The sequence below is a fragment of the Klebsiella sp. JN_Kp126 genome, from assembly GCF_033843325.1.
Lineage (GTDB): Bacteria > Pseudomonadota > Gammaproteobacteria > Enterobacterales > Enterobacteriaceae > Klebsiella > Klebsiella michiganensis.
This window is the reverse complement of record NZ_JAWXQV010000052.1, coordinates 40,378-63,419: the sequence shown is the minus strand read 5'-3', so window position 1 is coordinate 63,419 and position 23,042 is coordinate 40,378. Positions and strand designations below refer to the sequence as shown.

Genomic DNA, 23,042 nt, shown 5'->3' with positions numbered 1-23,042 from the left:
GTTATTGATCAAATAATAACCAATAATACCCAGGCACTACAATAAACACAATTTAAACAATGTGATTGCCATGCAAATAACAGCAATAAGTTGTCAATATTTTTTCACATTAACTTGTTTATTTGCGAAGTCAGTCGATGAGACGATGAAATTTAATTGCCCGCTGGTGAGCATAAATGAAAATTTTTCCGCGATCGGCCACACATTATGAGCGCTCCAGGAAAAATCTGTATTAACGATAAAACGGCGGCTAATCGACTTACCGTGAAGCGGCTGCGAGATGCCGATCGCGGAACGACTGCGGGCTGGTGCGATGAGCGGCGCGAAACACCCGACAAAAGTAGCTGGTTTGCGCAAACTGAAGCTTACGCGCTACGCTGTCTACCGAATATGACGGATCGCCAAGCAGTTCTCCGGCACGCTGCATTTTGCGCTGATTAACCCAGACTTTAAAATTCACCCCCTGGCGTTTTTTAAAAAAACGACTAAAATAATTTGCGCTTAAACAAACGTGAGCGGCGACGGCCTCTAAAGACAGCTCACCATATAAATTTTCATCAATATAGCGTAATGCCGACAGCAGTTTTATTTCATGCGACGATTTTTGCGAATAATAAAACTCTCTCTTATGCCACAACGGTTTCTCGTCCACTTCACTGTTTTCTGCAATCGCAGACATATTATTAACGATAAAATGCAGTAATCGTATCGCCGCCGCCCGATGCTGGTTGTCGGTCGCGTTATGATGGTCGCAAATAATATAACCGGATAATGTATTGTCCTGAATCAGCGGTAAGGCAAAGAAATTTAACCCACCATAGCCAGCAGGTAATCGATTGTCATTCGCCTCAATCACCGTGGTCTCCAGCCCGGTAGCCCGCGAAAAAAGCGCTGCCAGCGAGCTAAAGCTCTCCCATTGTTCATGCATTTTCTTTCGCACCACATTATTCCCCACCGCCTTTTGCAAGCACTTAATATGCAAAATAGCGCGGATAAAAAGGATGATGCCGGACGCAAAAAATAATCTCATTTGCGCAGATGAATATGATTAAACGGCATGAAATCGCGGGCGAAAACGGCGTAACGCCTGATGGCGCAGCGGCAGGCAAAAAAAGGCCATCATCAGATGGCCAACCATGTCGAAATTGGACCAGCCCTTAACCATGCAGAACGTCAGGGCTGTTTTTTTACTTATTACTTAATTACGGTTTTCAGCGCTTCGCCGATATCGGCCAGGCTGCGAACGGTCTTCACGCCAGCGGCTTCCAGCGCGGCGAATTTCTCATCCGCCGTCCCTTTACCACCGGCAATGATGGCGCCCGCGTGACCCATACGTTTGCCTTTCGGCGCGGTCACGCCGGCGATGTAGCCGACAACCGGTTTGGTCACGTGATCTTTGATGTAAGCGGCCGCTTCTTCTTCCGCGCTACCGCCGATCTCACCGATCATGACGATCGCTTCGGTCTGCGGATCTTCCTGGAACAGCTTCAGGATATCGATGAAGTTAGAGCCCGGGATCGGGTCGCCGCCGATGCCCACGCAGGTGGACTGGCCGAAGCCGTAATCAGTGGTCTGCTTAACCGCTTCATAGGTCAGGGTACCGGAACGGGAAACGATGCCCACTTTACCCGGCTGGTGAATGTGGCCCGGCATGATGCCGATTTTGCATTCGCCTGGGGTGATCACGCCCGGGCAGTTTGGCCCGATCATGCGCACGCCCGCTTCATCCAGCTTCACCTTCACAGTCAGCATATCCAGCGTCGGGATGCCTTCGGTGATGGTGATAATCAGCTTAATGCCTGCATCGATAGCTTCCAGGATGGAGTCTTTGCAGAACGGCGCCGGAACGTAGATAACGGATGCGGTTGCGCCGGTCGCTTCTACCGCTTCGCGCACGGTGTTGAACACCGGCAGGCCCAGATGGGTGGTGCCGCCTTTGCCCGGCGTTACGCCGCCAACCATTTGCGTACCGTAAGCGATGGCTTGTTCAGAGTGGAATGTACCCTGGCTACCGGTGAAGCCCTGGCAGATAACCTTGGTATCTTTATTAATTAAAACGGACATTATTTCCCCTCCACTGCGGCAACAACCTGCTGAGCTGCATCCGTCAGACTTTTCGCTGCAATAATATTCAGGCCGCTGTCAGCCAGTTTCTTCGCGCCCAGTTCGGCGTTGTTACCTTCCAGACGAACCACTACCGGGACGTTAACGCCCACTTCGGCTACCGCGCCGATGATGCCGTCGGCAATCAGATCGCAGCGTACGATACCGCCGAAAATGTTAACCAGAACCGCTTTTACGTTGTCGTCAGAGAGGATGATTTTAAACGCTTCGGTGACGCGCTCTTTGGTTGCGCCGCCGCCAACGTCGAGGAAGTTAGCCGGTTCGCCGCCGTGCAGCTTAACGATGTCCATGGTGCCCATGGCCAGGCCCGCGCCGTTCACCATGCAGCCGATGTTGCCGTCCAGCGCGACGTAGTTCAGCTCCCACTGCGCCGCCTGAGCTTCGCGCGGGTCTTCCTGCGACTGGTCGCGCATTTCGCGCAGATCCGGCTGGCGGAACAGCGCGTTGCCATCAGCGCCCAGTTTACCGTCGAGACAGATCAGGTCGCCCTGCTTAGTGATCACCAGCGGGTTGATTTCGATCAGCGCCAGGTCGCGCTCAAGGAAAATGGTCGCCAGGCCCATAAAGATTTTGGTGAACTGCTGAACCTGTTTACCTTCCAGACCCAGTTTGAACGCCAGTTCGCGGCCCTGGTAAGGCATCGGACCCGCCAGCGGATCGATGGCGATTTTGTGGATCAGGTGCGGGGTCTCTTCCGCCACTTTTTCGATTTCCACGCCGCCTTCGGTAGAGGCCATAAAGACCACGCGACGGGAGCTACGGTCAACAACCGCGCCCAGGTACAGCTCTTTATCAATATCGGTCGCCGCTTCAACCAGAATCTGGTTAACCGGCTGGCCGTTCGCATCTGTTTGATAGGTGACGAGGCGTTTGCCCAGCCAGTGTTCAGCAAATGCGCGAATGTCTTCTTTGCTCTTCACTACTTTCACACCGCCCGCTTTGCCGCGGCCACCAGCGTGAACCTGACATTTCACTACCCACGGACCCGCGCCGATTTTTGAAGCGGCTTCTTCTGCTTCACGCGGAGTAGTACAGGCATAACCCACCGGCGCCGGTAAGCCATAGCGGGCAAAGAGTTGTTTTGCCTGATATTCATGTAAGTTCATGTGTTCAGTCCATCCTTCAGGGAATAATTATAAACCTGTAGGCCTGATAACGGCGCTCGCGCGCTTTACCCGGCCTACGGTAGGTCATACTCTTGCTGACTACACGTCCAGCAGCAGACGAGTCGGGTCTTCCAGCAGCTCTTTAATCGCAACCAGGTAGCCAACCGACTCACGTCCGTCGATCAGACGATGGTCGTAGGAGAGCGCCAGGTACATCATCGGCAGAATTTCCACTTTACCATTCACCGCCATCGGACGATCTTTGATGGCATGCATACCCAGAATCGCGCTCTGCGGCGGGTTGATGATCGGCGTGGACATCAGAGAACCGAATACGCCGCCGTTGGTAATGGTGAAGTTACCGCCGGTCAGGTCGTCTACGGTCAGCTTGCCGTCGCGGCCTTTTACTGCCAGCTCTTTAATTTTCTTCTCGATATCCGCCATGCCCAGCAGATCGACGTCGCGCAGAACCGGGGTGACCAGGCCGCGAGGCGTGGAGACCGCCATGCTGACGTCGAAATAGTTGTGGTACACCACGTCGTCGCCATCGATAGAGGCGTTCACTTCCGGATAGCGTTTCAGCGCTTCCACGACCGCCTTCACGTAGAAGGACATGAAGCCCAGGCGGATACCGTGACGTTTTTCAAACGCGTCACCGTACTGCTTACGCAGATCCATAATCGGCTTCATGTTGACTTCGTTGAAGGTCGTCAGCATGGCGGTGGAGTTTTTCGCTTCCAGCAGACGCTCGGCAACGCGTTTGCGCAGACGGGTCATCGGCACGCGTTTTTCCGAGCGGTGGCCCAGCTGCGGAGCCGGAGCAGCTGCAGCGGGCGCAGCCGCCGGGGCTTGAGCTTTAGCCGGAACGCTCGCCAGATGCTTCTCCACGTCTTCGCGGGTCAGGCGGCCGCCAACGCCGGTGCCTTTAATGGCCGCCGCGTCGAGGCTGTGTTCCGCAAGAAGACGGCGAATCGCCGGGCTCAGCGCATCGTTGTTTTGTTCTTCCAGAGAAGCCTGCTGGCGCTGGGCCGGAGTAGACTCTTTGGCATCGGCTTTCGCGCCGGACTCTTTGCCCGCGCTGTTGCCTTCACGCAGGCGGCCGAGGATCTGACGAGAGAGCACGGTGGCGCCTTCGTCTTCAATGACCGCGTCCAGAATGCCATCCGCTGAAGCCGGTACTTCCAGTACCACTTTGTCAGTTTCGATTTCTACCAGCACTTCGTCACGAACAACCGCATCGCCCGGTTTTTTATGCCAGGTGGCAACCGTTGCGTCAGCTACGGACTCAGGCAGGTCGGGAACCAGAATATCTACGCTACTCATTATGTATCCTTTAATTAATCGACGTTCAGCGCGTCATTGACCAGATCTTGTTGCTGTTTCTGGTGAACGGACAGGTATCCTACCGCCGGAGAGGCGGAGGCCGGGCGGCCTGCATAACGCAGAGAGGCCCCAAACGGAATCACTTCACGGAAGTGATGCTGGCTGCAGTACCACGCGCCCTGGTTGAGCGGTTCTTCCTGACACCAGACAAAATCATGCACGTGCGCATACGGTTTCAGCGCTTCCTGTACCGCCTGGTGCGGGAATGGGTAGAGCTGCTCTATGCGAACGATAGCGACATCTTTTTGCTCTTTCTTGCGGCGCTGTTCCAGCAGGTCGTAATAAACCTTACCAGAGCACAGCACAACACGCTTCACGGCTTTCGGGTCGAGATCGTCGATTTCACCGATTGCCGGCTGGAAGGTGCCGTTAGCCAGTTCGTCCATGCTCGATACCGCCAGCGGGTGACGCAGCAGCGATTTCGGCGACATCACGATCAGCGGGCGACGCATACCGCGCAGCGCCTGACGACGCAGCATATGGTAAACCTGCGCCGGCGTGGACGGTACGCAAACCTGCATGTTCTGCTCGGCGCAGAGCTGCAGATAGCGTTCCAGACGCGCGGAGGAGTGCTCCGGCCCCTGGCCTTCGTAGCCGTGCGGCAGCAGCATCACCAGACCGCACATACGGCCCCACTTCTGCTCGCCGGAGCTGATGAACTGGTCGATAACCACCTGCGCGCCGTTGGCGAAGTCGCCGAACTGCGCTTCCCAGATGGTCAGGGTACGCGGCTCTGCGGTGGCATAGCCGTATTCAAACGCCAGGACCGCTTCTTCTGACAGCACGGAGTCCCAGACTTTAAAATGGCCCTGACCGTTGTGGACGTGCTGCAGCGGCGTATAGGTTGAACCATTTTTCTGGTTATGGATCACCGCGTGGCGGTGGAAGAAGGTCCCGCGCCCGGAGTCTTCGCCGGACAGACGCACCGAAATACCTTCATCGACCAGCGTGGCGTAGGCGAGGTTTTCCGCGCCGCCCCAGTCGAACAGCTTCTCGCCGGCGGCCATTGCCTGACGATCGCCATAGATTTTCGCGACGCGCGACTGCATCTCAACGGCTTCCGGCACCGTACTGATGCGTTTCGCCAGCTCCTGCAGACGCTTAGGTTCAACTTTGTCCGGATAGCTCTCATCCCACTCGTGGTTGAGGTACGGGGACCAGGTAAAGGAGTGCATGTTCATCGGACGCCACTCCTGCACCACGCATTCGCCGGCATCCAGCGCGTCGCGGTAGAGGTTAACCTGCTCGGTAGCGTCTTCCAGCGTCGCGACCTTATCGGCTTCCAGCTTGTCAGCGTAGATTTTGCGCGGGGTCGGATGCTTTTTGATTTTCTGATACATCAGCGGCTGGGTTGCGCTCGGCTCGTCGGCTTCGTTGTGGCCGTGACGGCGGTAGCACACCAGGTCGATGAAGACATCACGTTTGAAGGTATTACGGAAATCCAGCGCCAGGCGGGTCACGAAAGCGACCGCTTCCGGGTCATCGGCGTTGACGTGGAAAATCGGCGACTGCACCATCTTACCGATGTCGGTGCAGTACGGGGTAGAACGCGCATCCAGCGGGTTAGACGTGGTGAATCCCACCTGGTTGTTAATCACGATGCGTACGGTACCGCCCACTTCGTAACCGCGCGCTTTGGACATGTTCAGGGTTTCCTGAACCACGCCCTGGCCGGTGACCGCGGCGTCGCCGTGAATGGTGATCGGCAGAACTTTGTTGCTGCTCGGTTCGTCGAGACGATCGAGGCGAGCGCGTACGGAGCCGATAACCACCGGGCTGACGATTTCCAGGTGCGACGGGTTAAACGCCAGCGCCAGGTGCACCAGGCCGCCTTCGGTTTCCATGTCGGACGAGAAGCCCATGTGGTACTTCACGTCACCGGTACCGAGGTGTTCTTTATGTTTACCGGCAAATTCGTCGAACAGGTCCTGCGGTTTTTTACCCAGCACGTTGACCAGTACGTTCAGACGACCGCGGTGCGCCATGCCCAGCACCACTTCGCGGGTGCCGCTCTTACCCGCGTGGCGGATAATCTCTTTGAGCATCGGGATCAGCGCATCGCCGCCTTCCAGCGAGAAGCGTTTTGCGCCCGGGAATTTCGCCCCGAGGTAGCGTTCGAGGCCTTCCGCCGCGGTCAGCTCGCTCAGGAAGCGTTTTTTCTCTTCGGCGCTAAAGCTCGCTTTGCCTGCTACCGACTCGATACGCTGCTGGATCCAGCGTTTTTCTTCGGTAGAAGTAATGTGCATATATTCCGCGCCGATGGAGCCGCAATAGGTTTGCTTCAGGGCAGAGATCAGATCGCCCAGCTTCATCGTGTCTTTACCGATGGCAAAAGAACCTACGTTATAGATCTCCTGGAAATCGGCCTCGGTCAGATCGTGGTAAGCCGGATCGAGATCCGCCACTCTCTCTTGCTGCCACAGTCCCAGCGGATCGAGATTCGCATGCTGGTGACCACGGAAGCGGTATGCGTTGATGAGCTGCAGGACTTTAACCTGCTTCACATTGGTGTCAGGGTCGGAAATCGAAGAAGTGTAACGCGAGGCATCCTTCGCCAGGCGGCGGAAATAATCACGCGTTTTGGAATGAAATTGATCCGGTTTGACTCCGGTGCCAGGTAACTGCTGGAACATAGAACGCCAGTTGGCGTCAACAGAGTCAGGATCGGTTAAGAAGTCTTCATAGAGCTGTTCTATCCAGCTCTGGTTCGAACCAGAGAGGTAAGAAGAGTCCAGCCAGGCTTTCATTGCGCCGTTCTGCATCGTGATCCCTTAAGCATTTATATGCTTATTTCGCCGTAGAAACTACCACGCACAGAAGTTGTACGTGCCGGGGTTCACTTGTTGCGGATGAGTTGTGGTTTCGTCCGCTAAGGAACCTTTAAAAACTGCCATTAATCTTCGGCGTTCAGGCTGCGGTTGCGTCAGCTGCCTTCACTTACCCCGGTCACATAGTTCACTATGCTCCCGGAGATGCGTTCAGTTGCCGCCTTACCTCGCTCTGAACGCCTTGATTACTGGTACATATTTGGCGGTTTTTAAAGATTTCCTGCTATATCCCCCGGCGGCGCGAACGCTGCCGGGGCGACTGCTTTTGGTAGCCCGGATAAGCTCTAGCGCCATCCGGGGCAGACCGGGTTACTTACGCACTGCGCTGCAGCAGCATCGACTTAATATGGCCGATGGCGCGCGTCGGGTTCAGCCCCTTAGGACACACACTGACGCAGTTCATAATGCTGTGACAGCGGAATACGCTGAAAGCATCGCTCAGCCCTTCGAGGCGCTCGCTGGTTTCGGTATCGCGGCTGTCGATCAGGAAGCGATACGCGGCCAGCAGGCCGGCCGGGCCGATAAACTTGTCCGGGTTCCACCAGAACGACGGGCAAGACGTTGAACAACATGCGCAGAGAATACACTCGTACAAACCATCGAGTTTCTCACGCTGCTCTGGCGACTGTAGATGCTCGCGAGCCGGAGGATTTTGCCCATTATTCAACAAGTAAGGCTTAATCTTCTCATATTGTGCATAGAATTGCCCCATGTCTACCACCAAATCACGGATAACCGGTAATCCTGGCAGCGGACGGATAACAATTTTCTTACCCGGCTGATTCAGCGCGGAGATCGGCGTGATGCACGCCAGACCATTTTTCCCGTTCATGTTCAGACCGTCGGAGCCACAAACCCCTTCACGGCAGGAGCGGCGGAACGACAGCGACGGGTCTTTCTCTTTCAGCTGGATTAACGCGTCCAGCAGCATCATGTCGCGACCCTCTTCCGCTTCCAGGGTGTAATCCTGCATGCGCGGAGCATCGTCTACGTCCGGGTTATAACGATAAACTGAAAACTCGAGTTTCATATTCCTGTCTCCGCATTAATAAGTACGAATCTTCGGCGGGAATGCCGGACGCAGCTTCGGTTCCATATTGACGCTACGACGCGTCATGGATTCCGACTCTGGCAGATACAGGGAATGGCACAGCCAGTTTTCATCATCACGATCCGGGAAGTCGAAGCGGCTATGCGCGCCGCGGCTTTCGGTACGGTAGTTCGCAGACATCGCGGTGGCGTAAGCGGTTTCCATCAGGTTATCCAGCTCCAGGCACTCAACGCGCTGGGTGTTGAACTCGCTGGAAGTATCATCCAGGCGGGCGTTTTTCAGACGCTCGCGGATGGCTTTCAGCTGCTCAAGGCCCTTCGCCATTGCATCCCCTTCGCGGAAGACCGAGAAGTTATGCTGCATACACTCTTGCAGCGCTTTGCGGATTTCGACCGGGTCTTCACCATTCCGGTTGCCGTTCCAGCGGTTCAAACGTTCCAGAGAAGCGTCGATCTCTTCATCCGTCGCGTCGCGCAGTACGCCCTGCTCGGCGATAGACTCTTGCAGGTGCAGACCCACCGCGCGGCCAAAGACCACCAGGTCAAGCAGCGAGTTGCCGCCCAGACGGTTCGCGCCGTGTACCGATACGCAGGCGATTTCGCCTACCGCGAACAGTCCCGGAATAACCACATCTTCGCCCTGCTCGTTGACGGTCAGCGCCTGTCCGCTCACTTTGGTCGGAATACCGCCCATCATATAGTGGCAGGTTGGGATAACCGGAATCGGCTCTTTTACCGGGTCGACGTGGGCAAAGGTGCGGGAGAGCTCCAGGATACCCGGCAGGCGGGATTCCAGCACTTCTTTACCGAGGTGATCGAGCTTCAGCTTGGCGTGCGGGCCCCACGGACCATCGCAGCCGCGACCTTCACGGATTTCGATCATGATGGAACGCGCCACCACGTCGCGACCCGCCAGGTCTTTCGCATTCGGGGCATAACGTTCCATGAAACGTTCGCCGTGTTTGTTCAGCAGGTAGCCGCCTTCACCACGGCAGCCTTCTGTCACCAGAACGCCCGCCCCGGCGATACCGGTCGGGTGGAACTGCCACATTTCCATATCCTGCACCGGCACGCCGGCGCGGATCGCCATACCAACGCCGTCGCCGGTATTGATATGGGCATTGGTGGTGGACTGGTAGATACGACCGGCGCCGCCGGTAGCCAGCACGGTGGCGCGAGCCTTGAAGTAAACCACTTCACCGGTTTCGATACACAGGGCGGTACAACCGACCACCGCGCCATCGGCGTTTTTCACCAGATCCAGCGCGTACCACTCGGAGAAAATAGTGGTGTGATTCTTCAGGTTCTGCTGATAGAGGGTGTGCAGCAGGGCGTGACCGGTACGGTCAGCCGCCGCAGCGGTACGTGCCGCCTGCTCGCCGCCGAAGTTTTTCGACTGGCCGCCGAACGGACGCTGATAAATCGTGCCATTTTCGAGGCGCGAGAACGGCAGACCCATATGATCCAGCTCCAGAATCGCTTCCGGGCCGGTTTTACACATGTATTCGATGGCGTCCTGATCGCCAATGTAGTCCGACCCCTTAACGGTGTCGTACATATGCCATTCCCAGTTATCTTCATGGGTATTACCGAGCGCGACGGTGATACCACCCTGCGCGGAAACGGTATGGGAACGGGTCGGAAAAACTTTAGAGAGCAGCGCACAGGTCTGGCCGCTCTGGGAAATCTGCAGCGCCGCGCGCATACCTGCGCCGCCGGCACCAATGACAACAGCATCAAATTCTCTGACAGGCAATTTCATTACACACCCCACACCACAACAAATCCATAAAGAACGTAAGCCACCAGCGCAACAACGATCAGCAGTTGCAGAATTAAGCGCACGGCCAGTGGTTTAACGTAGTCCGTTAATACCTGCCACATCCCGATCCAGGCGTGGATCAGAATGGAAACGAGAGCCAGCAGGGTGAAGACTTTAGTGAACGCGGAGGAGAAAAAGCCCGTCCAGACTTCCCATGAAATTTCACCGGTGGTGGCAAAGAAGCCAACCATATAGATGATGTAGAGGGTCAGAACGATAGCGGTAGCACGGACCAGAATAAAGTCATGTACGCCGTTGCGTCCTAGTGCTGAGGCGTTGCTTACCATACGAGGACTCCTGCGAGAAGTGAAAGCACGACAGTAATAACAAAAGAAATTTTGGCGGAGCGTGTCCCTACTTCGAGGGTTTCTTCAAGGTAGCCAAAATCCATCAGCAGGTGGCGAATACCGACCACCGCGTGATACGCCAGCGCGGTCAGGATGCCCCACATGATGAACTTCACAAAGAAGCTATCCATAATGGATGCCGCAGTGAGAAAACCTTCGGGAGAGGAAAGGCTGGTGCCCAGCAGCCAAAGCAGAATCCCGATCGCCACGAAGGTGATCACTCCGGATACGCGATGGAGAATGGACGCTATCGCCGTGATTGGGAACCGGATCGTTTGCAGATCCAGATTGACAGGTCTTTGTTTTTTCACATTTCTTACCATGAATAACGCCCACATGCTGTTCTTATTGTTTCCTTCCTCCGGTCTGCTTGCGGGTCAGACAGCGTCCTTATCTATAACTAAAAGTCATGTTAAAACGCCTTTCCAGGAGTTAAAGCGTGACAAAATAACGCTGGGTGGCTCGGGATTGCAGGGTGTTCCGGAGACCTGGCGGCAGTATAGGCCGTTCACAAAATCATTACAATTAACCTACATATAGTTTGTCGGGTTTTCTCCCGAACAGTGATCCATGTCACGATAACAACATATTTTTAATTTTTAATCATCTGATTTGACAAATATTAAACATTATTGTTACAACCATTACCAGATAAATGCAATAATACGCAAAAGTTATGGGGTCACTCTTTTACCTGAGAATAAGTTATGCAACAGTGAGAGAGTATTGACCGATGTAATCAGGACAGTTATTAGTGGTATATAGTTTTATAATATTCGGGCTGCTAAAACGCTGATTTGCTGTTGTTTCGTCGTAGGCTGAAGACGTACCATCAAGCGCCCTTGCTCTGTACCCTGCCCTTTTCGCGACGCAGAGCGATGTGCAACATAACAAACTGGTAATGTCATCTGCTACGGGCTGAATGCAAATCCACCACCCGGCAGCCTTAAGCAATAAAGGCGCTAAGGAGACCATAAATGTCTGATGCTAAAGCAAAAATCACCCTGGGTGGTGATACTGCTATCGAACTGGATGTGCTAAAGGGCACGCTCGGTCAGGATGTTATTGATATTCGTAGTCTTGGTTCAAAAGGCGTGTTTACTTTTGACCCTGGTTTTACCTCCACCGCATCCTGCGAATCTAAAATCACCTTTATCGACGGTGATGAAGGTATCCTGCTGCACCGCGGTTTCCCGATCGATCAGTTAGCAACCGACTCCAACTATCTGGAAGTATGCTACATCCTGCTGAACGGTGAGAAGCCGACCCAGGCCCAGTACGACGAATTCAAAACCATCGTTACCCGCCACACCATGATTCACGAACAGATTACCCGTCTGTTCCACGCGTTCCGCCGCGATTCTCACCCGATGGCCGTCATGTGCGGTATCACCGGTGCGCTGGCCGCGTTCTATCACGATTCGCTGGATGTGAATAACCCACGCCACCGCGATATCGCCGCATTCCGCCTGCTCTCCAAAATGCCGACGATGGCGGCAATGTGTTACAAGTACTCTATCGGCCAGCCTTTCGTTTATCCGCGCAACGACCTCTCCTACGCGGGTAACTTCCTGAATATGATGTTCTCCACGCCGTGTGAAAAATATGAAGTGAATCCGATTCTGGAACGCGCCATGGACCGTATCCTGATCCTGCACGCCGACCACGAACAGAACGCTTCAACGTCCACCGTACGTACCGCCGGCTCTTCCGGCGCGAACCCGTTTGCCTGCATCGCTGCGGGTATTGCCTCCCTGTGGGGACCGGCACACGGCGGCGCCAACGAAGCGGCGCTGAAGATGCTCGAAGAGATCAGCTCCGTTGAACACATTCCGGAATTCGTCCGTCGCGCGAAAGACAAAAACGACTCTTTCCGCCTGATGGGCTTTGGCCACCGCGTGTACAAAAACTACGACCCGCGCGCCACCGTGATGCGTGAGACCTGCCACGAAGTGCTGAAAGAGCTCGGTACCAAAGACGATCTGCTGGAAGTGGCCATGGAGCTTGAGCACATCGCGCTCAACGACCCGTACTTCATCGAGAAGAAACTCTACCCGAACGTCGATTTCTACTCCGGTATCATCCTCAAAGCGATGGGCATTCCGTCTTCTATGTTTACCGTTATCTTCGCGATGGCGCGTACCGTGGGCTGGATTGCGCACTGGAACGAAATGCACAGCGACGGCATGAAAATCGCCCGTCCGCGTCAGCTGTATACCGGCTACGAAAAGCGCGATTTCAAAAACGATATCGCCCGTTAAGAGGGCTATCGCAGCGACAAAAAACGCGCCTGAAGGCGCGTTTTTTTATTGCTGACATCCCGGGCACCAGTAAAACGGCCGCGACGATAGCATCGTTCTCTCGATTATTCCGCCGCAGCGCTCGCAGGCCTCCCCTTCGCGATGAAAAACCTTAAAGCGAAACAGCGCGCCGTGGTGCTTATTCTCGTCCACCAGACCGCGGGTGTTGTAGGACAAGCGCGGGATCTCCAGCAGCGCATGCGCCAGCGCATCGAGCTGTTTTTCATCCAGTTCAGAGGCTTTATGCCGCCCGGTCAGCCCCACCTGCCAGAGGATCTCCACGCGCAGATAGTTGCCTAATCCGGCAAGAAACGCCTGATCCAGCAGCAGACCGGAGAACTGGCGGTTGCGGAATTTCGCCGACAGCAGCCGCGCTTTGACCTGTTCAACGCTAAGGCGCATATCGAGCACATCCGGCCCGACCCGCAGCAAAAACGGATGGCGGGCGAGCTGCTCGGGCGTCAGCATCTCAATATCAGAGGCGCTGTAGAGCAAAATCGCCCTGCGCGCGGTCTGCAGCCGAACGCGCAGAACGCGCGTCGTTTCAGGCTGCTCCCCCGCGTCCACCACTCGCCAGACGCCGTACAGCTGATTGTGGCTATACAGCGTTAACCCGCCGGAGAAGTGGGTCAGCAGCGCCTTACCGCGAGTTTCAATGTGCGTCACTCGCTGGCCGACCAACTGAGATTGGTAATGTTGTAACTGCGGGAAGGCGAACCACGCCCCGGTCAGGGGTTCGCCTTTAATCGCCGCTTCCAGGCTATCCGCCGCGCGGCGAATTTCCGGACCTTCCGGCATAATCTTGTCCTTGTGTTAATGCGTTGCCCCACCGCCGACTTTCACATCGCCATCCTGCTGCAGGGCAACGGCGATGGCCGTCTCCAGCGCGGCCTGCACCGTCTCTACCGCCATACTGGCTTCGCCGGGGTGAGCCGCGGCCTGCTCCGGCAAATACGGAATATGGATAAACCCGCCCTTCGCGCCGCTGAGATGACGCAGGCTGTGCAGCAGGCCGTACATCACGTGATTACAGACAAACGTCCCCGCCGTCTGCGACACCGACGCCGGGATCCCCCGGCTGCGCAGGGCGGTTACGATCGCTTTGATCGGCAGCGTGCTGAAGTACGCCGCCGGCCCGCCGGCAGCGATCGGTACGTCGATCGGCTGCAGGCCTTTATTGTCCGGGATCCGCGCATCATCGACGTTGATCGCCACCCGCTCAACGGTGATGTCGACGCGACCGCCCGCCTGGCCAATCGCCAGGGTCAGGACGGGATCCAGCTCATCCAGCGCGGCGTTCAGCGCCGTCAGGGCGTCGCCAAAGACGCACGGCAGCTGCCGCGCCGCCACCGGCTGTCCGCCGATAATAGCGCCATCCAGCCGCTTTACCACTTCCCACGAAGGGTTAACCGCTTCGCCGCCGAACGGCTCAAAACCGGTAATTAACACGCCAGCCATGATCCCTCCTTACAGGAACATCAGGAAATAGAGCAAAAATACGTTCACGATAAGCAGCATAACGCCGGTCGGCACCTGGGCTTTTATGACCGCGTTTTTATCCGGCAGCTCCAGCAGCGCAGCCGGCACGATATTGAAGTTCGCCGCCATAGGCGTCATCAGCGTTCCGCAGTAGCCGGAGAACATGCCAATGGCCGCCATCACCGCCGGGTTCCCCCCGTGCTGCAGCACCAGAATCGGGATCCCGACTCCCGCCGTCACGATAGGAAACGCGGCGAAAGCGTTGCCCATCACCATCGTCAGCAGCGCCATTCCCAGGGTATAGACGGCAACGGCGATAAACCGGCTGTCTACCGCCAGGTAGTGCTGCGTCAGCAGGGAGATGCTGTTGCCAACGCCGGCGGCGGTAAACAGCAGCCCGAGCACCGCGAGGATCTGCGGCAAAATAAACGCCCAGCCCACCGAATCCAGCAGGCGGCGGGCTTCCTGTAACGGCTGCGCCGCCGTTTCATGGGTCATGCGGATAGCCATCACCAGACCGAGCAGCGTGCCCGCGGTCATCGAAAACAGCGTGATCAGCGTGGCGTGATTGCCCGGGCCAAAGATAGCGACCTGCAGCGAGGGGAGATTATTAAACAGCAGCACGCCGATCACCGTCACCACCGGGATCGCCAGCGCCGGGAAAAACAGCCGGTTGCCAAGACGCGCGGCGCTGGCGGTACGTTCTTCCTGCGAGCGCTGATGATAGCGACCGAGGCGCACGCCGCCAAAACCGGCGATCAGCGCCAGCACCACCACCACCACGCCAACGCCGATATTAACGGCCCGCTTGTCGCCGACCAGCTCATAGGTCCAGTCGCCAAACAGAAACACCAGGCCATACAGCCCCCAGAACAGGCCGGTTGTCAGCCTGCGCGGGTTGGCCTTATCGCGCCATGACATCACCGCCACCACCAGCAGAACCGCGCCCGCCAGCCAGTACAGCCAGGTTTGCTGAAAATTCATGCGGCACCGCCTTTCGCCTGCCCGGCGTTAACCTTGTCCAGCTCGCGCTGGAGATGGCGGTCGAGGCGCCACAGGCGGGCGGAGTGGATCAGGAAGGCGCAGACCGCCGTTGGGATCCCCCACAGGGCGATATGCAGCGGCTCGGTCTGAATGCCGCCCGACTCCAGCATAAAGTTATGCATAAAGATAATCGCCCCGAAGGCAACGAAAATATCTTCCCCGAAGAACAGGCCCACGTTGTCGGTCGCCGCCGACATCGCGCGCAGACGATAGCGCACCTCGCCGGGCAAGGCGCCGAAGTTTTTCTCCGCCGCCCCTTCCGCCATCGGCGCCAGCAGCGGGCGCACCATCTGCGGATGACCACCCAGGCTGGTGAGGCCCATCGCCGCGGTCACTTCACGAACGAACAGATAGACGATAAGCAGACGACCGGCGGTGGCGCTGCGGATCTTCGCGATCCACGTCTGCGCGCGCTCTTTCAGACCGTGCCGCTCCAGCAGGCCAATCACCGCCAGCGGCAGCAGCAGAATAAACGGCAGGTTGCGGGTATTAAGAAATCCTTCTCCCAGCTTTTCCAGAATGGTCGCGATCGGCATATGCGCCGTCAGACCCGTGATGATCCCGGACACAATAACCACCAGTACCGGGTTAAAACGCAGAACAAATCCGACCACGATCGCAGCAATGCCGATCAGTGGCCAGAGAGATAATGACTCTCCCATAGTTACATCCTGTATGTTGTTGTGAATTGTTGTCTAATGTTAATTGCTTGATAATATTGTTTTTATTCTTCTACTTCCGCACTGACCTGTATATTGCGCCCGGCAAACGCCGCGCGCAAGCGGCGCGCAAAATCCAGCGCGTGCTCGCCGTCGCCGTGCAGGCAGACGGTTTCCGCCACCACGTGCGCCCATTCGCCGGTGATGCTGCGCACCCGGCTGTGCTGCACCATTTCCAGGGTTTGCGCCAGCGACTGCTCTTCGCTCTCGATCAGCGCGCCGGGCTGGGTGCGCGGCACCAGGCTGCCGTCCGCCAGATAGCCGCGGTCGGCGAAGACCTCCTGGCGGGTGGTCAGCTGATAACGCTGCCCGGCGCGAATCAGCTCGCTGCCCGCCAGGCCTACCAGCACCAGACCCGCGTCAACGTCATATACCGCTTTGGCGATAGCGTCAGCAAGCTGCGGATCTTTTGCCGCCTGGTTATAGAGCATGCCGTGCGGCTTGACGTGCTGCAGCTCGCCGCCCTGCGCGCGCACCAGCGCCGCCAGCGCGCCGACCTGATACAGCGTTTGCGCATAAACCGTTTCCGGCGGCAGCTGCATCGCCGTACGGCCAAAATTTTCCCGGTCAGGAAAGCTGGGATGCGCGCCCACCGCGACGCCATATTTTAGCGCTTCGCGGACGCACTGCAGCATCATCACCGCATCGCCCGCATGGAAACCGCAGGCGATATTGGCGGAAGAGACCAGCTGCAGCAGCGCGCTATCGTTGGCGCAGCCTTCGCCCAGGTCGGCGTTTAAATCAATCTTCATCGTTCAGTCTCCATGCCAGCTGTTCAAAATAACGTTGTCTGTCGGCGCGCGCCTTCAGCGCCTCCTCCAGGGAGCAGGGAACAAAGTGGATCGGCTGTCCCAGCGGGATCTGCGCCAGCTGGTACATGTCGGCTTCGATAATGGTCGCAATCCGCGGATAGCCGCCGGTGGTCTGCGCGTCGTTCATCAGTACGATGGGCTGGCCATTATGCGGAACCTGTACCACGCCGGGCAGCAGGCCGTGCGAAAGCATCTCGCGGTCGGTCGTCCGCTTCAGCGGTTGCCCCTGCAGGCGATAGCCCATACGATTGCTCTGCGGGCTAAGCTGCCACGGCGAGCGCCAGAACGTGTCCTGCGACACGCTATCAAACTCCTGGTATTCGGGCCCGGGCAGCGCGCGGATGCGGTTACCGATGGGGAGCTGCTTCACGCCGCGCGGCCCGCGGAACTGCTTATCCGATTTCCCCAGCTTCAGTCGGTCTCCGTCCTGCAAACGTCGACCTTCCAGACCGCCAATCCCCACTTTCAGATCGGTGCTGCGCGAACCCAGCACCTTCGGTACCGCAATCCCCCCCGCCACCGCCAGGTAGCTGCGCACGCCGTGCTGCGGATTCTTGAGCACCAGATGCTGCCCGGCCTTGACCGCCGTTCGCCAGCCCACCCATACCGGCTCGCCATCTAGCTTCGCCTCGCAGGCGGCGCCGGTCAGCGCAAACCAGCCGCTGCGTTCAAACTGAATATCCACCTGGCCCAGCGTTATCTCCAGCGCCGCGGCGTTGGCACCGTTACCCACCAGCAGATTAGCGGTGACCAGCGCCGGCTTATCCATAGCGCCACAGCGGCTGATGCCCAGCTGACGCAGCCCTTCACGCCCGCCGTCCTGCACCGAGGTATACATTCCGGCGCGGATAATTTTTAACATACGCCCTCCTTTTGCGGCACGAAACGCACTCTGTCGCCGGAACGCAGCAGCACCGGCTCCTTGCGCTTCGGATCAAACAGCGCCAGCGGCGTACGCCCCAGCAGCTGCCATCCCCCCGGCGTCGCCAGCGGATAGATCCCGGTTTGCGCCCCGCCAATACCGACGGACCCGGCGGGCACCAGCAGGCGCGGCTCCGCCCGTCGCGGCATCGCCAGCTGCTCCGGCAGGCCGCCGAAGTACGGGAACCCCGGCTGGAAGCCGAGGAACCACACCACGTACTCCACCGACGAATGCAGCTCAACCACCTGCTTTTCGCTCAGGCCGCTGTGGCGGGCAATTTCTCCCAGATCCGGTCCGTATTCGCCGCCATAAACTACCGGGACCGAGACCTCCCGCGATTCCGGTTCGAGCGTATCGCACTCCTCCCACCAGAGCTGCAGGCGTTCAATCGCGTCCCACGCCGTCTGCTGCGGGTTGCGCAATATCACGGTAATGTTGTTCATGCCCGGGATGGCTTCCACCACCTCGGTATGGCCTACCAGCCGCTGGGCTAACCGCCAGATCCGCTTCTGGCTTTCCAGCGTCACCGGAGGCTCAAGCTCTAGTACGACTGCCGTTTCACCTAATAAATAACAACGCGCTCGCTGCACTTTTGCCTCCGTTCATCAGGCCGGGTTCGGGATATCAATAAACGTGACGTCCAGTTCGGTATTTTCCGTCAGCCATTCGCTTAACGCGCGAATGCCGCCGCGCTCGGTGGCATGGTGCCCGGCGGCGTAGAAATGCAGCCCCTGCTCGCGCGCCGAGTGTATGGTTTGCTCTGAAACTTCACCGGTAATAAACGCATCGACGCCAAAGCGGGCCGCGCTGTCGATAAAGCTTTGCCCACCGCCGGTGCACCAGGCCACGCGGGCGACTTTATCCGGCCCGGTGTCGCCGCACCACAGCGGTTTGCGACCCAGCCGCGCTTCAATCCATGAAGCCAGCTCCAGGCCCGATACCGCCATCGACAGTTCGCCCCACGGTACCAGCGGTTCAATTTCCCCCATCACATTAATGCCGAGCAGCGACGCCAGCTGAGCGTTATTGCCCAGTTCCGGGTGAGCGTCTAGCGGCAGGTGCCAGCCATAGAGGTTAATGTCGTTAGCCAGCAGCGTTTTGAGGCGATTGCGCTTCATGCCGCGAATGACCGGCGATTCGCCTTTCCAGAAGTAACCGTGATGGACGATCACCGCATCGGCCTCCAGGCGGACGGCTTCATCCAGTAGCGCCTGGCTGGCGGTCACGCCGGTGACGACTTTTTGTATCGTTTCGCGCCCTTCCACCTGGAGCCCGTTGGGGGCGTAATCACTGATGGCCGCGCTATTGAGTTTTTCATTAATCAGTTGTTCCAGTTCACTATTTTTCATTGCCGTTCCACCAGGTCATCGTTCTATGCAGAGGAATAACATAACGGTATCCGTCCGGTCAGTCGATAGTTCTGCCGCTTCGCCGTCCATTTTGACTTTTCGCGAAATCCCGCAATTTGTCTACTCCCTCGTTCGCGCATTCGTGTATATTTATGCACTATTACAGCATATTAAATAACCAGAAAGCCCATAAGGCCATGAATATCGCTAGTTAATGGCTATTCATGCAGAAAGATCGACTTTCTTTTTTACGGCAGGACAAGGCATTACATGAACACACAATCCTCACAGCCGCGGGCGATTTATTACGTCGTCGCGCTGCAAATCTGGGAATATTTCAGTTTTTACGGCATGCGCGCGCTGCTGATTCTTTATCTCACCAACCAGCTCAAGTATGACGATAATCATGCTTATGCGCTGTTCAGCGCCTACTGTTCTTTAGTCTACGTCACGCCGATTCTCGGCGGCTTCCTGGCCGATAAGCTGCTGGGCAACCGCATGGCGGTGATGCTCGGCGCGTTGCTGATGGCCATCGGCCATCTGGTGCTCGGCGCCAGCGAAATCGCCCCTACCTTCCTCTATCTGTCGCTGGCGATTATTGTCTGCGGCTACGGGCTGTTTAAATCCAACGTCAGCTGCCTGCTCGGCGAGCTGTATGAACCCACCGACCCGCGCCGCGACGGCGGTTTTTCGCTGATGTACGCGGCGGGTAACGTCGGGTCTATCGTTGCGCCAATCGCCTGCGGCTACGTGCAGGAGGAGTACAGCTGGGCGATGGGCTTCGCGCTGGCGGCCGTCGGCATGATCGCCGGGCTGGTGATTTTCCTCAGCGGCAATCACCATTTCCGCCACACCCGGGGCGTCAATCGCGAAGCGCTGCGGGCGCGGAGTTTCGTCTTACCAAACTGGGGCTGGCTGCTGGTGCTGCTGATCGCCGCGCCGCTGCTGATCACCGTGCTGTTCTGGCAGGAGTGGTCGGTTTACGCGCTGATTGTGGCGACGGTTATCGGCCTGGCGGTACTGACGCGGATCTACCTGCGGGCGGAGACCGCCAGGCAGCGTAAAGAGCTGCGGCTGATTATGGTGCTCACCTGCTTCAGCCTGCTGTTCTGGGCCTTTGCGCAGCAGGGCGGCAGCTCCATCAGCCTCTATATCGACCGTTTTGTTAATCGTCATTTTATGGGCTATGAGATACCGACCGCGATGTTCCAGTCGGTGAACGCCTTTGCAGTGATGCTCTGTGGGGTGGTGCTGGCGTGGCTGGTGAAGGAGAATATTAACGGCAACCGTACCGTGCGTATCTGGGGCAAATTCGCGCTGGGCCTCGGCCTGATGAGCGCCGGTTTCTGTATCCTGACCCTCAGCGCACGCTGGTCGGCGGCTTACGGACAATCTTCAATGCCGCTGATGGTGCTGGGCCTGGCGGTGATGGGCTTCGCCGAGCTGTTTATCGACCCGGTGGCGATGTCGCAGATTACCCGTATTGAGATCCCCGGCGTGACCGGGGTGCTGACCGGTATTTATATGCTGCTCTCCGGCGCTATCGCTAACTATCTGGCAGGCGTGATTGCCGATCAAACCTCGCAGGGGTCGTTCGATGCCGCCGGGGCCGTCAACTACTCGATCAACGCCTACATTGAGGTATTCAGCCAGATAACCTGGGGCGCGCTGGCCTGCGTCGGCCTGGTGCTGGCTATCTGGCTGTATCACGCCGTTAAGATCCGGACTCGTCGCCTGGCGATGGAGTCTTAAGCTCTCTGGCGGCTTCCCAGGCCGCCAGCGTCGCCAGCCGCGCCTGCTTGTGGTCAACAATCGGGCGCGGATAATCCAGCGTTACGCCCTGTTTCTCCGCCCACAGCCACGGTTGATGCACCGCTTTTTCAGGTACCCCGGCCAGTTCCGGCAGCCATTGACGAATAAACTGCCCCGCTTTGTCGAAGCGCTCTCCCTGGGTCGTCGGGTTAAAAATACGAAAATAGGGCGCGGCATCGGTACCCGTTGAAGCCGCCCACTGCCAGCCGCCGTTATTCGCCGCCAGATCGCCATCAATAAGCTGTTCGATAAAGTAGCGCTCGCCCAGCCGCCAGTCGATGCGCAGGTCTTTCACCAGAAAACTGGCGACAATCATTCGCAGGCGGTTATGCATCCAGCCGGTCGCATTAAGCTGACGCATCGCGGCGTCGACAATCGGGAAGCCGGTTTGCCCGCGCTGCCAGGCCTGAAGCGCGGATTTATCGTCCAGCCACGCCACGTTATCGGTCCAGTCGATAAAAGGCCGCCCCTTACACAAGTTTGGGTAGTAAACCATCAGGTGACGATAAAACTCGCGCCAGATAAGCTCGTTGAGCCATACCGATCCGGCTTCGCCATCCAGCGCCCGCGGCTGCTCAACCCGCAAACGGTGCAGGCACTGGCGCGGTGAGAGCGCGCCCACCGCCAGGCACGGCGACAGTCGGCTGGTCCCCTCGATGGCGGGAAGATCGCGCTGCTGCTCATAGTCGGCGGCCTTTTGCTGGCAGAAGCCGCGAAGCCGGGCGATGGCGCTTTTTTCATCCGCGGCGAACAGCTCGCTATCAAATGGCGTCTGCGGATAATCTATTTTCACTTCAGACGCCGCAGCGATGGGGCCGCCCGCGCGGACTTTCGGCGCGGCGACGCACTCCGGCAGCGCTTCCTGCAAACGGCGAATAAAGGCATTTTTAAACGGCGTAAAGACCTTATACATTTCACGACTGCCTGTCAGTACGCTGCCCGGCGGCAGCAGAACGCTGTCATCAAAGCCCTGACAGGTCACCTCCGCTAAGGATTTCTCCACCGCCGCATCGCGCTGGCGTTCATTGATTTCGTACTGGTAGTTGTAAAACAGATGGGTCACCTGCCGCTGCCGGCAAATGCTGGCGAGCAGCGCCACGCTGGCGGTGAAATCTGCGGCATGTTCAATCTGCAGCGGGATCCCCTTTTCGGCCAGCGCCGCTTGCAGGCTGTGAAGGTGGCTGACCATAAACGCCGCCTGGCGCGGCGCCATACCGTGCTGGCGCCATTGCCCTGGCGTGGCGATAAATAATCCCAGCACCTCGGCATGGGGATCGCGGCAGGCGGCGGCGAGCGCCAGGTTATCGTGGATGCGCAAATCCGCGCGAAACCAGACCAGATGGGTGGCCATAGCATTCCTTTCATCATGAAAATTGATAAGTTCGACTTATATTTAACCCTCCCGCAGGCTTAACCTTCGGGGAGTGAATAAGTGTAAGCCACTCATGGCAAAAAAAAACCGCCGGGTAAACCGGCGGCATGATGATAAGGTAATCTGTTGGCACGCTGTGCCGGGGAAAACAGGGTAAATAAACCAGGATATCAAGCCATTAGCCCGTTTTCGCAGCGCGCGCCCGCTGAGCCATAAACCGTTATTAATAAAAATCTGCGGAGACTTTTTCAGCCTGCGCCAGCCATACCGGCTGTTCGCTGGTTTTCGCCCACACGCGGTGCAGCCAGCTGTAAAAACGGGCGCGATCTTTCCAGAACAGCATTACCGGCAGCGCCAGCACGCCAGCCGCCACGGCGAAAGCGCGACGCGCAAAGATGATATGAGCAGGATAAGTTTTGTACAACGCCATAATTTCTCTCCCCTTTGTCAGGCCGGCAAGCAAAGCCGGTAAAGTTAATCTGTTTCTCTGCTTAAAATAGTACCGCTTTGGCTGTAATTTTACTACTCATCCGACCACTAAAAAGCACGTATTTAGCCTTTATTTACATTCAA

The 23,042-nt window shown here is 57.3% G+C and carries 21 protein-coding genes; 2 read left to right on the top strand and 19 right to left on the bottom strand.

What is annotated here, in order from left to right; genetic code table 11:
* Positions 1-259: 259 nt before the first annotated feature.
* The 9 genes from SIK97_RS10580 to sdhC form a co-directional block, all read right to left on the bottom strand.
* Positions 260-1,030, bottom strand: a complete 771-nt coding sequence (locus SIK97_RS10580) for a helix-turn-helix transcriptional regulator (RefSeq protein ID WP_057173518.1) — start codon at positions 1,028-1,030, stop codon at positions 260-262.
* Positions 1,031-1,194: 164 nt separating this feature from the next.
* A complete protein-coding gene (sucD, locus tag SIK97_RS10575; protein ID WP_004100288.1) occupies positions 1,195-2,064 on the bottom strand; it encodes a succinate--CoA ligase subunit alpha in 870 nt (289 codons plus the stop codon).
* A complete protein-coding gene (gene sucC, locus SIK97_RS10570; RefSeq protein ID WP_004848923.1) occupies positions 2,064-3,230 on the bottom strand; it encodes an ADP-forming succinate--CoA ligase subunit beta in 1,167 nt (388 codons plus the stop codon). The genes sucD and sucC overlap by 1 nt, the downstream gene beginning before the upstream one ends.
* 99 nt (positions 3,231-3,329) lie before the next feature.
* Positions 3,330-4,553: a 2-oxoglutarate dehydrogenase complex dihydrolipoyllysine-residue succinyltransferase gene (gene odhB, locus SIK97_RS10565; RefSeq protein ID WP_032748754.1), complete on the bottom strand. Its 1,224-nt coding sequence runs from the start codon at positions 4,551-4,553 to the stop codon at positions 3,330-3,332.
* A gap of 14 nt (positions 4,554-4,567) precedes the next feature.
* Positions 4,568-7,375 carry a 2-oxoglutarate dehydrogenase E1 component gene (gene sucA / locus SIK97_RS10560; RefSeq protein ID WP_004130528.1) on the bottom strand — a complete coding sequence of 936 codons (2,808 nt, stop codon included), beginning with the start codon at positions 7,373-7,375 and terminating at the stop codon, positions 4,568-4,570.
* A gap of 379 nt (positions 7,376-7,754) precedes the next feature.
* Complete coding sequence (sdhB, locus tag SIK97_RS10555) at positions 7,755-8,471, bottom strand: succinate dehydrogenase iron-sulfur subunit SdhB (RefSeq protein WP_004130526.1); 717 nt, start codon at positions 8,469-8,471, stop codon at positions 7,755-7,757.
* A 15-nt stretch (positions 8,472-8,486) separates the two neighbouring features.
* On the bottom strand, positions 8,487-10,253 hold the full coding sequence (gene sdhA / locus SIK97_RS10550; protein ID WP_025106368.1) for a succinate dehydrogenase flavoprotein subunit: 1,767 nt from the start codon (positions 10,251-10,253) through the stop codon (positions 8,487-8,489).
* Positions 10,253-10,600: a succinate dehydrogenase membrane anchor subunit gene (gene sdhD, locus SIK97_RS10545; protein WP_004100278.1), complete on the bottom strand. Its 348-nt coding sequence runs from the start codon at positions 10,598-10,600 to the stop codon at positions 10,253-10,255. The genes sdhA and sdhD overlap by 1 nt, the downstream gene beginning before the upstream one ends.
* On the bottom strand, positions 10,594-10,998 hold the full coding sequence (gene sdhC, locus SIK97_RS10540; protein WP_014837839.1) for a succinate dehydrogenase cytochrome b556 subunit: 405 nt from the start codon (positions 10,996-10,998) through the stop codon (positions 10,594-10,596). Before sdhC ends, sdhD begins: the two co-directional genes overlap by 7 nt.
* A gap of 639 nt (positions 10,999-11,637) precedes the next feature.
* On the opposite strand from sdhC, the gene gltA reads away from it, so the two are divergent.
* Positions 11,638-12,921 carry a citrate synthase gene (gene gltA, locus SIK97_RS10535; protein ID WP_004100276.1) on the top strand — a complete coding sequence of 428 codons (1,284 nt, stop codon included), beginning with the start codon at positions 11,638-11,640 and terminating at the stop codon, positions 12,919-12,921.
* Positions 12,922-12,966: 45 nt separating this feature from the next.
* Here gltA and nei read toward each other — a convergent pair whose 3' ends face one another.
* The 8 genes from nei to SIK97_RS10495 form a co-directional block, all read right to left on the bottom strand.
* On the bottom strand, positions 12,967-13,758 hold the full coding sequence (nei, locus tag SIK97_RS10530; protein ID WP_025106369.1) for an endonuclease VIII: 792 nt from the start codon (positions 13,756-13,758) through the stop codon (positions 12,967-12,969).
* 15 nt (positions 13,759-13,773) lie between these two features.
* Positions 13,774-14,418 carry a pyroglutamyl-peptidase I gene (gene pcp, locus SIK97_RS10525; RefSeq protein ID WP_032748750.1) on the bottom strand — a complete coding sequence of 215 codons (645 nt, stop codon included), beginning with the start codon at positions 14,416-14,418 and terminating at the stop codon, positions 13,774-13,776.
* 9 nt (positions 14,419-14,427) lie between these two features.
* A complete protein-coding gene (locus SIK97_RS10520) occupies positions 14,428-15,423 on the bottom strand; it encodes a DUF979 domain-containing protein (protein WP_025106370.1) in 996 nt (331 codons plus the stop codon).
* On the bottom strand, positions 15,420-16,145 hold the full coding sequence (locus SIK97_RS10515) for a DUF969 domain-containing protein (RefSeq protein ID WP_004130515.1): 726 nt from the start codon (positions 16,143-16,145) through the stop codon (positions 15,420-15,422). The genes SIK97_RS10520 and SIK97_RS10515 overlap by 4 nt, the downstream gene beginning before the upstream one ends.
* A gap of 62 nt (positions 16,146-16,207) precedes the next feature.
* Positions 16,208-16,954 carry a 5-oxoprolinase subunit PxpA gene (gene pxpA / locus SIK97_RS10510; RefSeq protein WP_004848906.1) on the bottom strand — a complete coding sequence of 249 codons (747 nt, stop codon included), beginning with the start codon at positions 16,952-16,954 and terminating at the stop codon, positions 16,208-16,210.
* The gene (gene pxpC, locus SIK97_RS10505; RefSeq protein ID WP_009651642.1) at positions 16,944-17,876 is read right to left on the bottom strand and encodes a 5-oxoprolinase subunit PxpC; all 933 of its coding nucleotides are present in this window, start codon (positions 17,874-17,876) and stop codon (positions 16,944-16,946) included. Before pxpC ends, pxpA begins: the two co-directional genes overlap by 11 nt.
* Entirely contained in the window at positions 17,870-18,526 is a 657-nt protein-coding gene (gene pxpB / locus SIK97_RS10500) for a 5-oxoprolinase subunit PxpB (protein ID WP_004848901.1), read from the bottom strand. Before pxpB ends, pxpC begins: the two co-directional genes overlap by 7 nt.
* Before the next feature lie 15 nt (positions 18,527-18,541).
* Complete coding sequence (locus tag SIK97_RS10495) at positions 18,542-19,285, bottom strand: type 2 GTP cyclohydrolase I (protein WP_014228436.1); 744 nt, start codon at positions 19,283-19,285, stop codon at positions 18,542-18,544.
* Between the two features lie 270 nt (positions 19,286-19,555).
* Between SIK97_RS10495 and dtpD the strand changes: the two genes are divergently transcribed.
* A complete protein-coding gene (gene dtpD / locus SIK97_RS10490; protein WP_032694307.1) occupies positions 19,556-21,037 on the top strand; it encodes a dipeptide permease DtpD in 1,482 nt (493 codons plus the stop codon).
* On the opposite strand, the gene phrB is transcribed toward dtpD, so the two are convergent.
* Positions 21,000-22,448, bottom strand: coding sequence for a deoxyribodipyrimidine photo-lyase (phrB, locus tag SIK97_RS10485; protein WP_032748743.1), 1,449 nt, complete (start codon positions 22,446-22,448; stop codon positions 21,000-21,002). The genes dtpD and phrB overlap by 38 nt on opposite strands.
* 244 nt (positions 22,449-22,692) lie before the next feature.
* Positions 22,693-22,899, bottom strand: coding sequence for a DUF2517 family protein (locus SIK97_RS10480; RefSeq protein ID WP_004848892.1), 207 nt, complete (start codon positions 22,897-22,899; stop codon positions 22,693-22,695).
* Positions 22,900-23,042 lie beyond the last annotated feature (143 nt).

Excerpts from the sequence above, each read along its gene's own strand:
- SIK97_RS10580 (WP_057173518.1), bottom strand. The coding sequence starts at position 1,030 with ATGAGATTATTTTTTGCGTCCGGCATCATCCTTTTTATCCGCGCTATT.
- sucD (WP_004100288.1), bottom strand. The coding sequence starts at position 2,064 with ATGTCCGTTTTAATTAATAAAGATACCAAGGTTATCTGCCAGGGCTTC.
- sucC (WP_004848923.1), bottom strand. The coding sequence starts at position 3,230 with ATGAACTTACATGAATATCAGGCAAAACAACTCTTTGCCCGCTATGGC.
- odhB (WP_032748754.1), bottom strand. The coding sequence starts at position 4,553 with ATGAGTAGCGTAGATATTCTGGTTCCCGACCTGCCTGAGTCCGTAGCT.
- sucA (WP_004130528.1), bottom strand. The coding sequence starts at position 7,375 with ATGCAGAACGGCGCAATGAAAGCCTGGCTGGACTCTTCTTACCTCTCT.
- sdhB (WP_004130526.1), bottom strand. The coding sequence starts at position 8,471 with ATGAAACTCGAGTTTTCAGTTTATCGTTATAACCCGGACGTAGACGAT.
- sdhA (WP_025106368.1), bottom strand. The coding sequence starts at position 10,253 with ATGAAATTGCCTGTCAGAGAATTTGATGCTGTTGTCATTGGTGCCGGC.
- sdhD (WP_004100278.1), bottom strand. The coding sequence starts at position 10,600 with ATGGTAAGCAACGCCTCAGCACTAGGACGCAACGGCGTACATGACTTT.
- sdhC (WP_014837839.1), bottom strand. The coding sequence starts at position 10,998 with ATGTGGGCGTTATTCATGGTAAGAAATGTGAAAAAACAAAGACCTGTC.
- gltA (WP_004100276.1), top strand. The coding sequence starts at position 11,638 with ATGTCTGATGCTAAAGCAAAAATCACCCTGGGTGGTGATACTGCTATC.
- nei (WP_025106369.1), bottom strand. The coding sequence starts at position 13,758 with ATGCCGGAAGGTCCGGAAATTCGCCGCGCGGCGGATAGCCTGGAAGCG.
- pcp (WP_032748750.1), bottom strand. The coding sequence starts at position 14,418 with ATGGCTGGCGTGTTAATTACCGGTTTTGAGCCGTTCGGCGGCGAAGCG.
- SIK97_RS10520 (WP_025106370.1), bottom strand. The coding sequence starts at position 15,423 with ATGAATTTTCAGCAAACCTGGCTGTACTGGCTGGCGGGCGCGGTTCTG.
- SIK97_RS10515 (WP_004130515.1), bottom strand. The coding sequence starts at position 16,145 with ATGGGAGAGTCATTATCTCTCTGGCCACTGATCGGCATTGCTGCGATC.
- pxpA (WP_004848906.1), bottom strand. The coding sequence starts at position 16,954 with ATGAAGATTGATTTAAACGCCGACCTGGGCGAAGGCTGCGCCAACGAT.
- pxpC (WP_009651642.1), bottom strand. The coding sequence starts at position 17,876 with ATGTTAAAAATTATCCGCGCCGGAATGTATACCTCGGTGCAGGACGGC.
- SIK97_RS10495 (WP_014228436.1), bottom strand. The coding sequence starts at position 19,285 with ATGAAAAATAGTGAACTGGAACAACTGATTAATGAAAAACTCAATAGC.
- dtpD (WP_032694307.1), top strand. The coding sequence starts at position 19,556 with ATGAACACACAATCCTCACAGCCGCGGGCGATTTATTACGTCGTCGCG.
- phrB (WP_032748743.1), bottom strand. The coding sequence starts at position 22,448 with ATGGCCACCCATCTGGTCTGGTTTCGCGCGGATTTGCGCATCCACGAT.
- SIK97_RS10480 (WP_004848892.1), bottom strand. The coding sequence starts at position 22,899 with ATGGCGTTGTACAAAACTTATCCTGCTCATATCATCTTTGCGCGTCGC.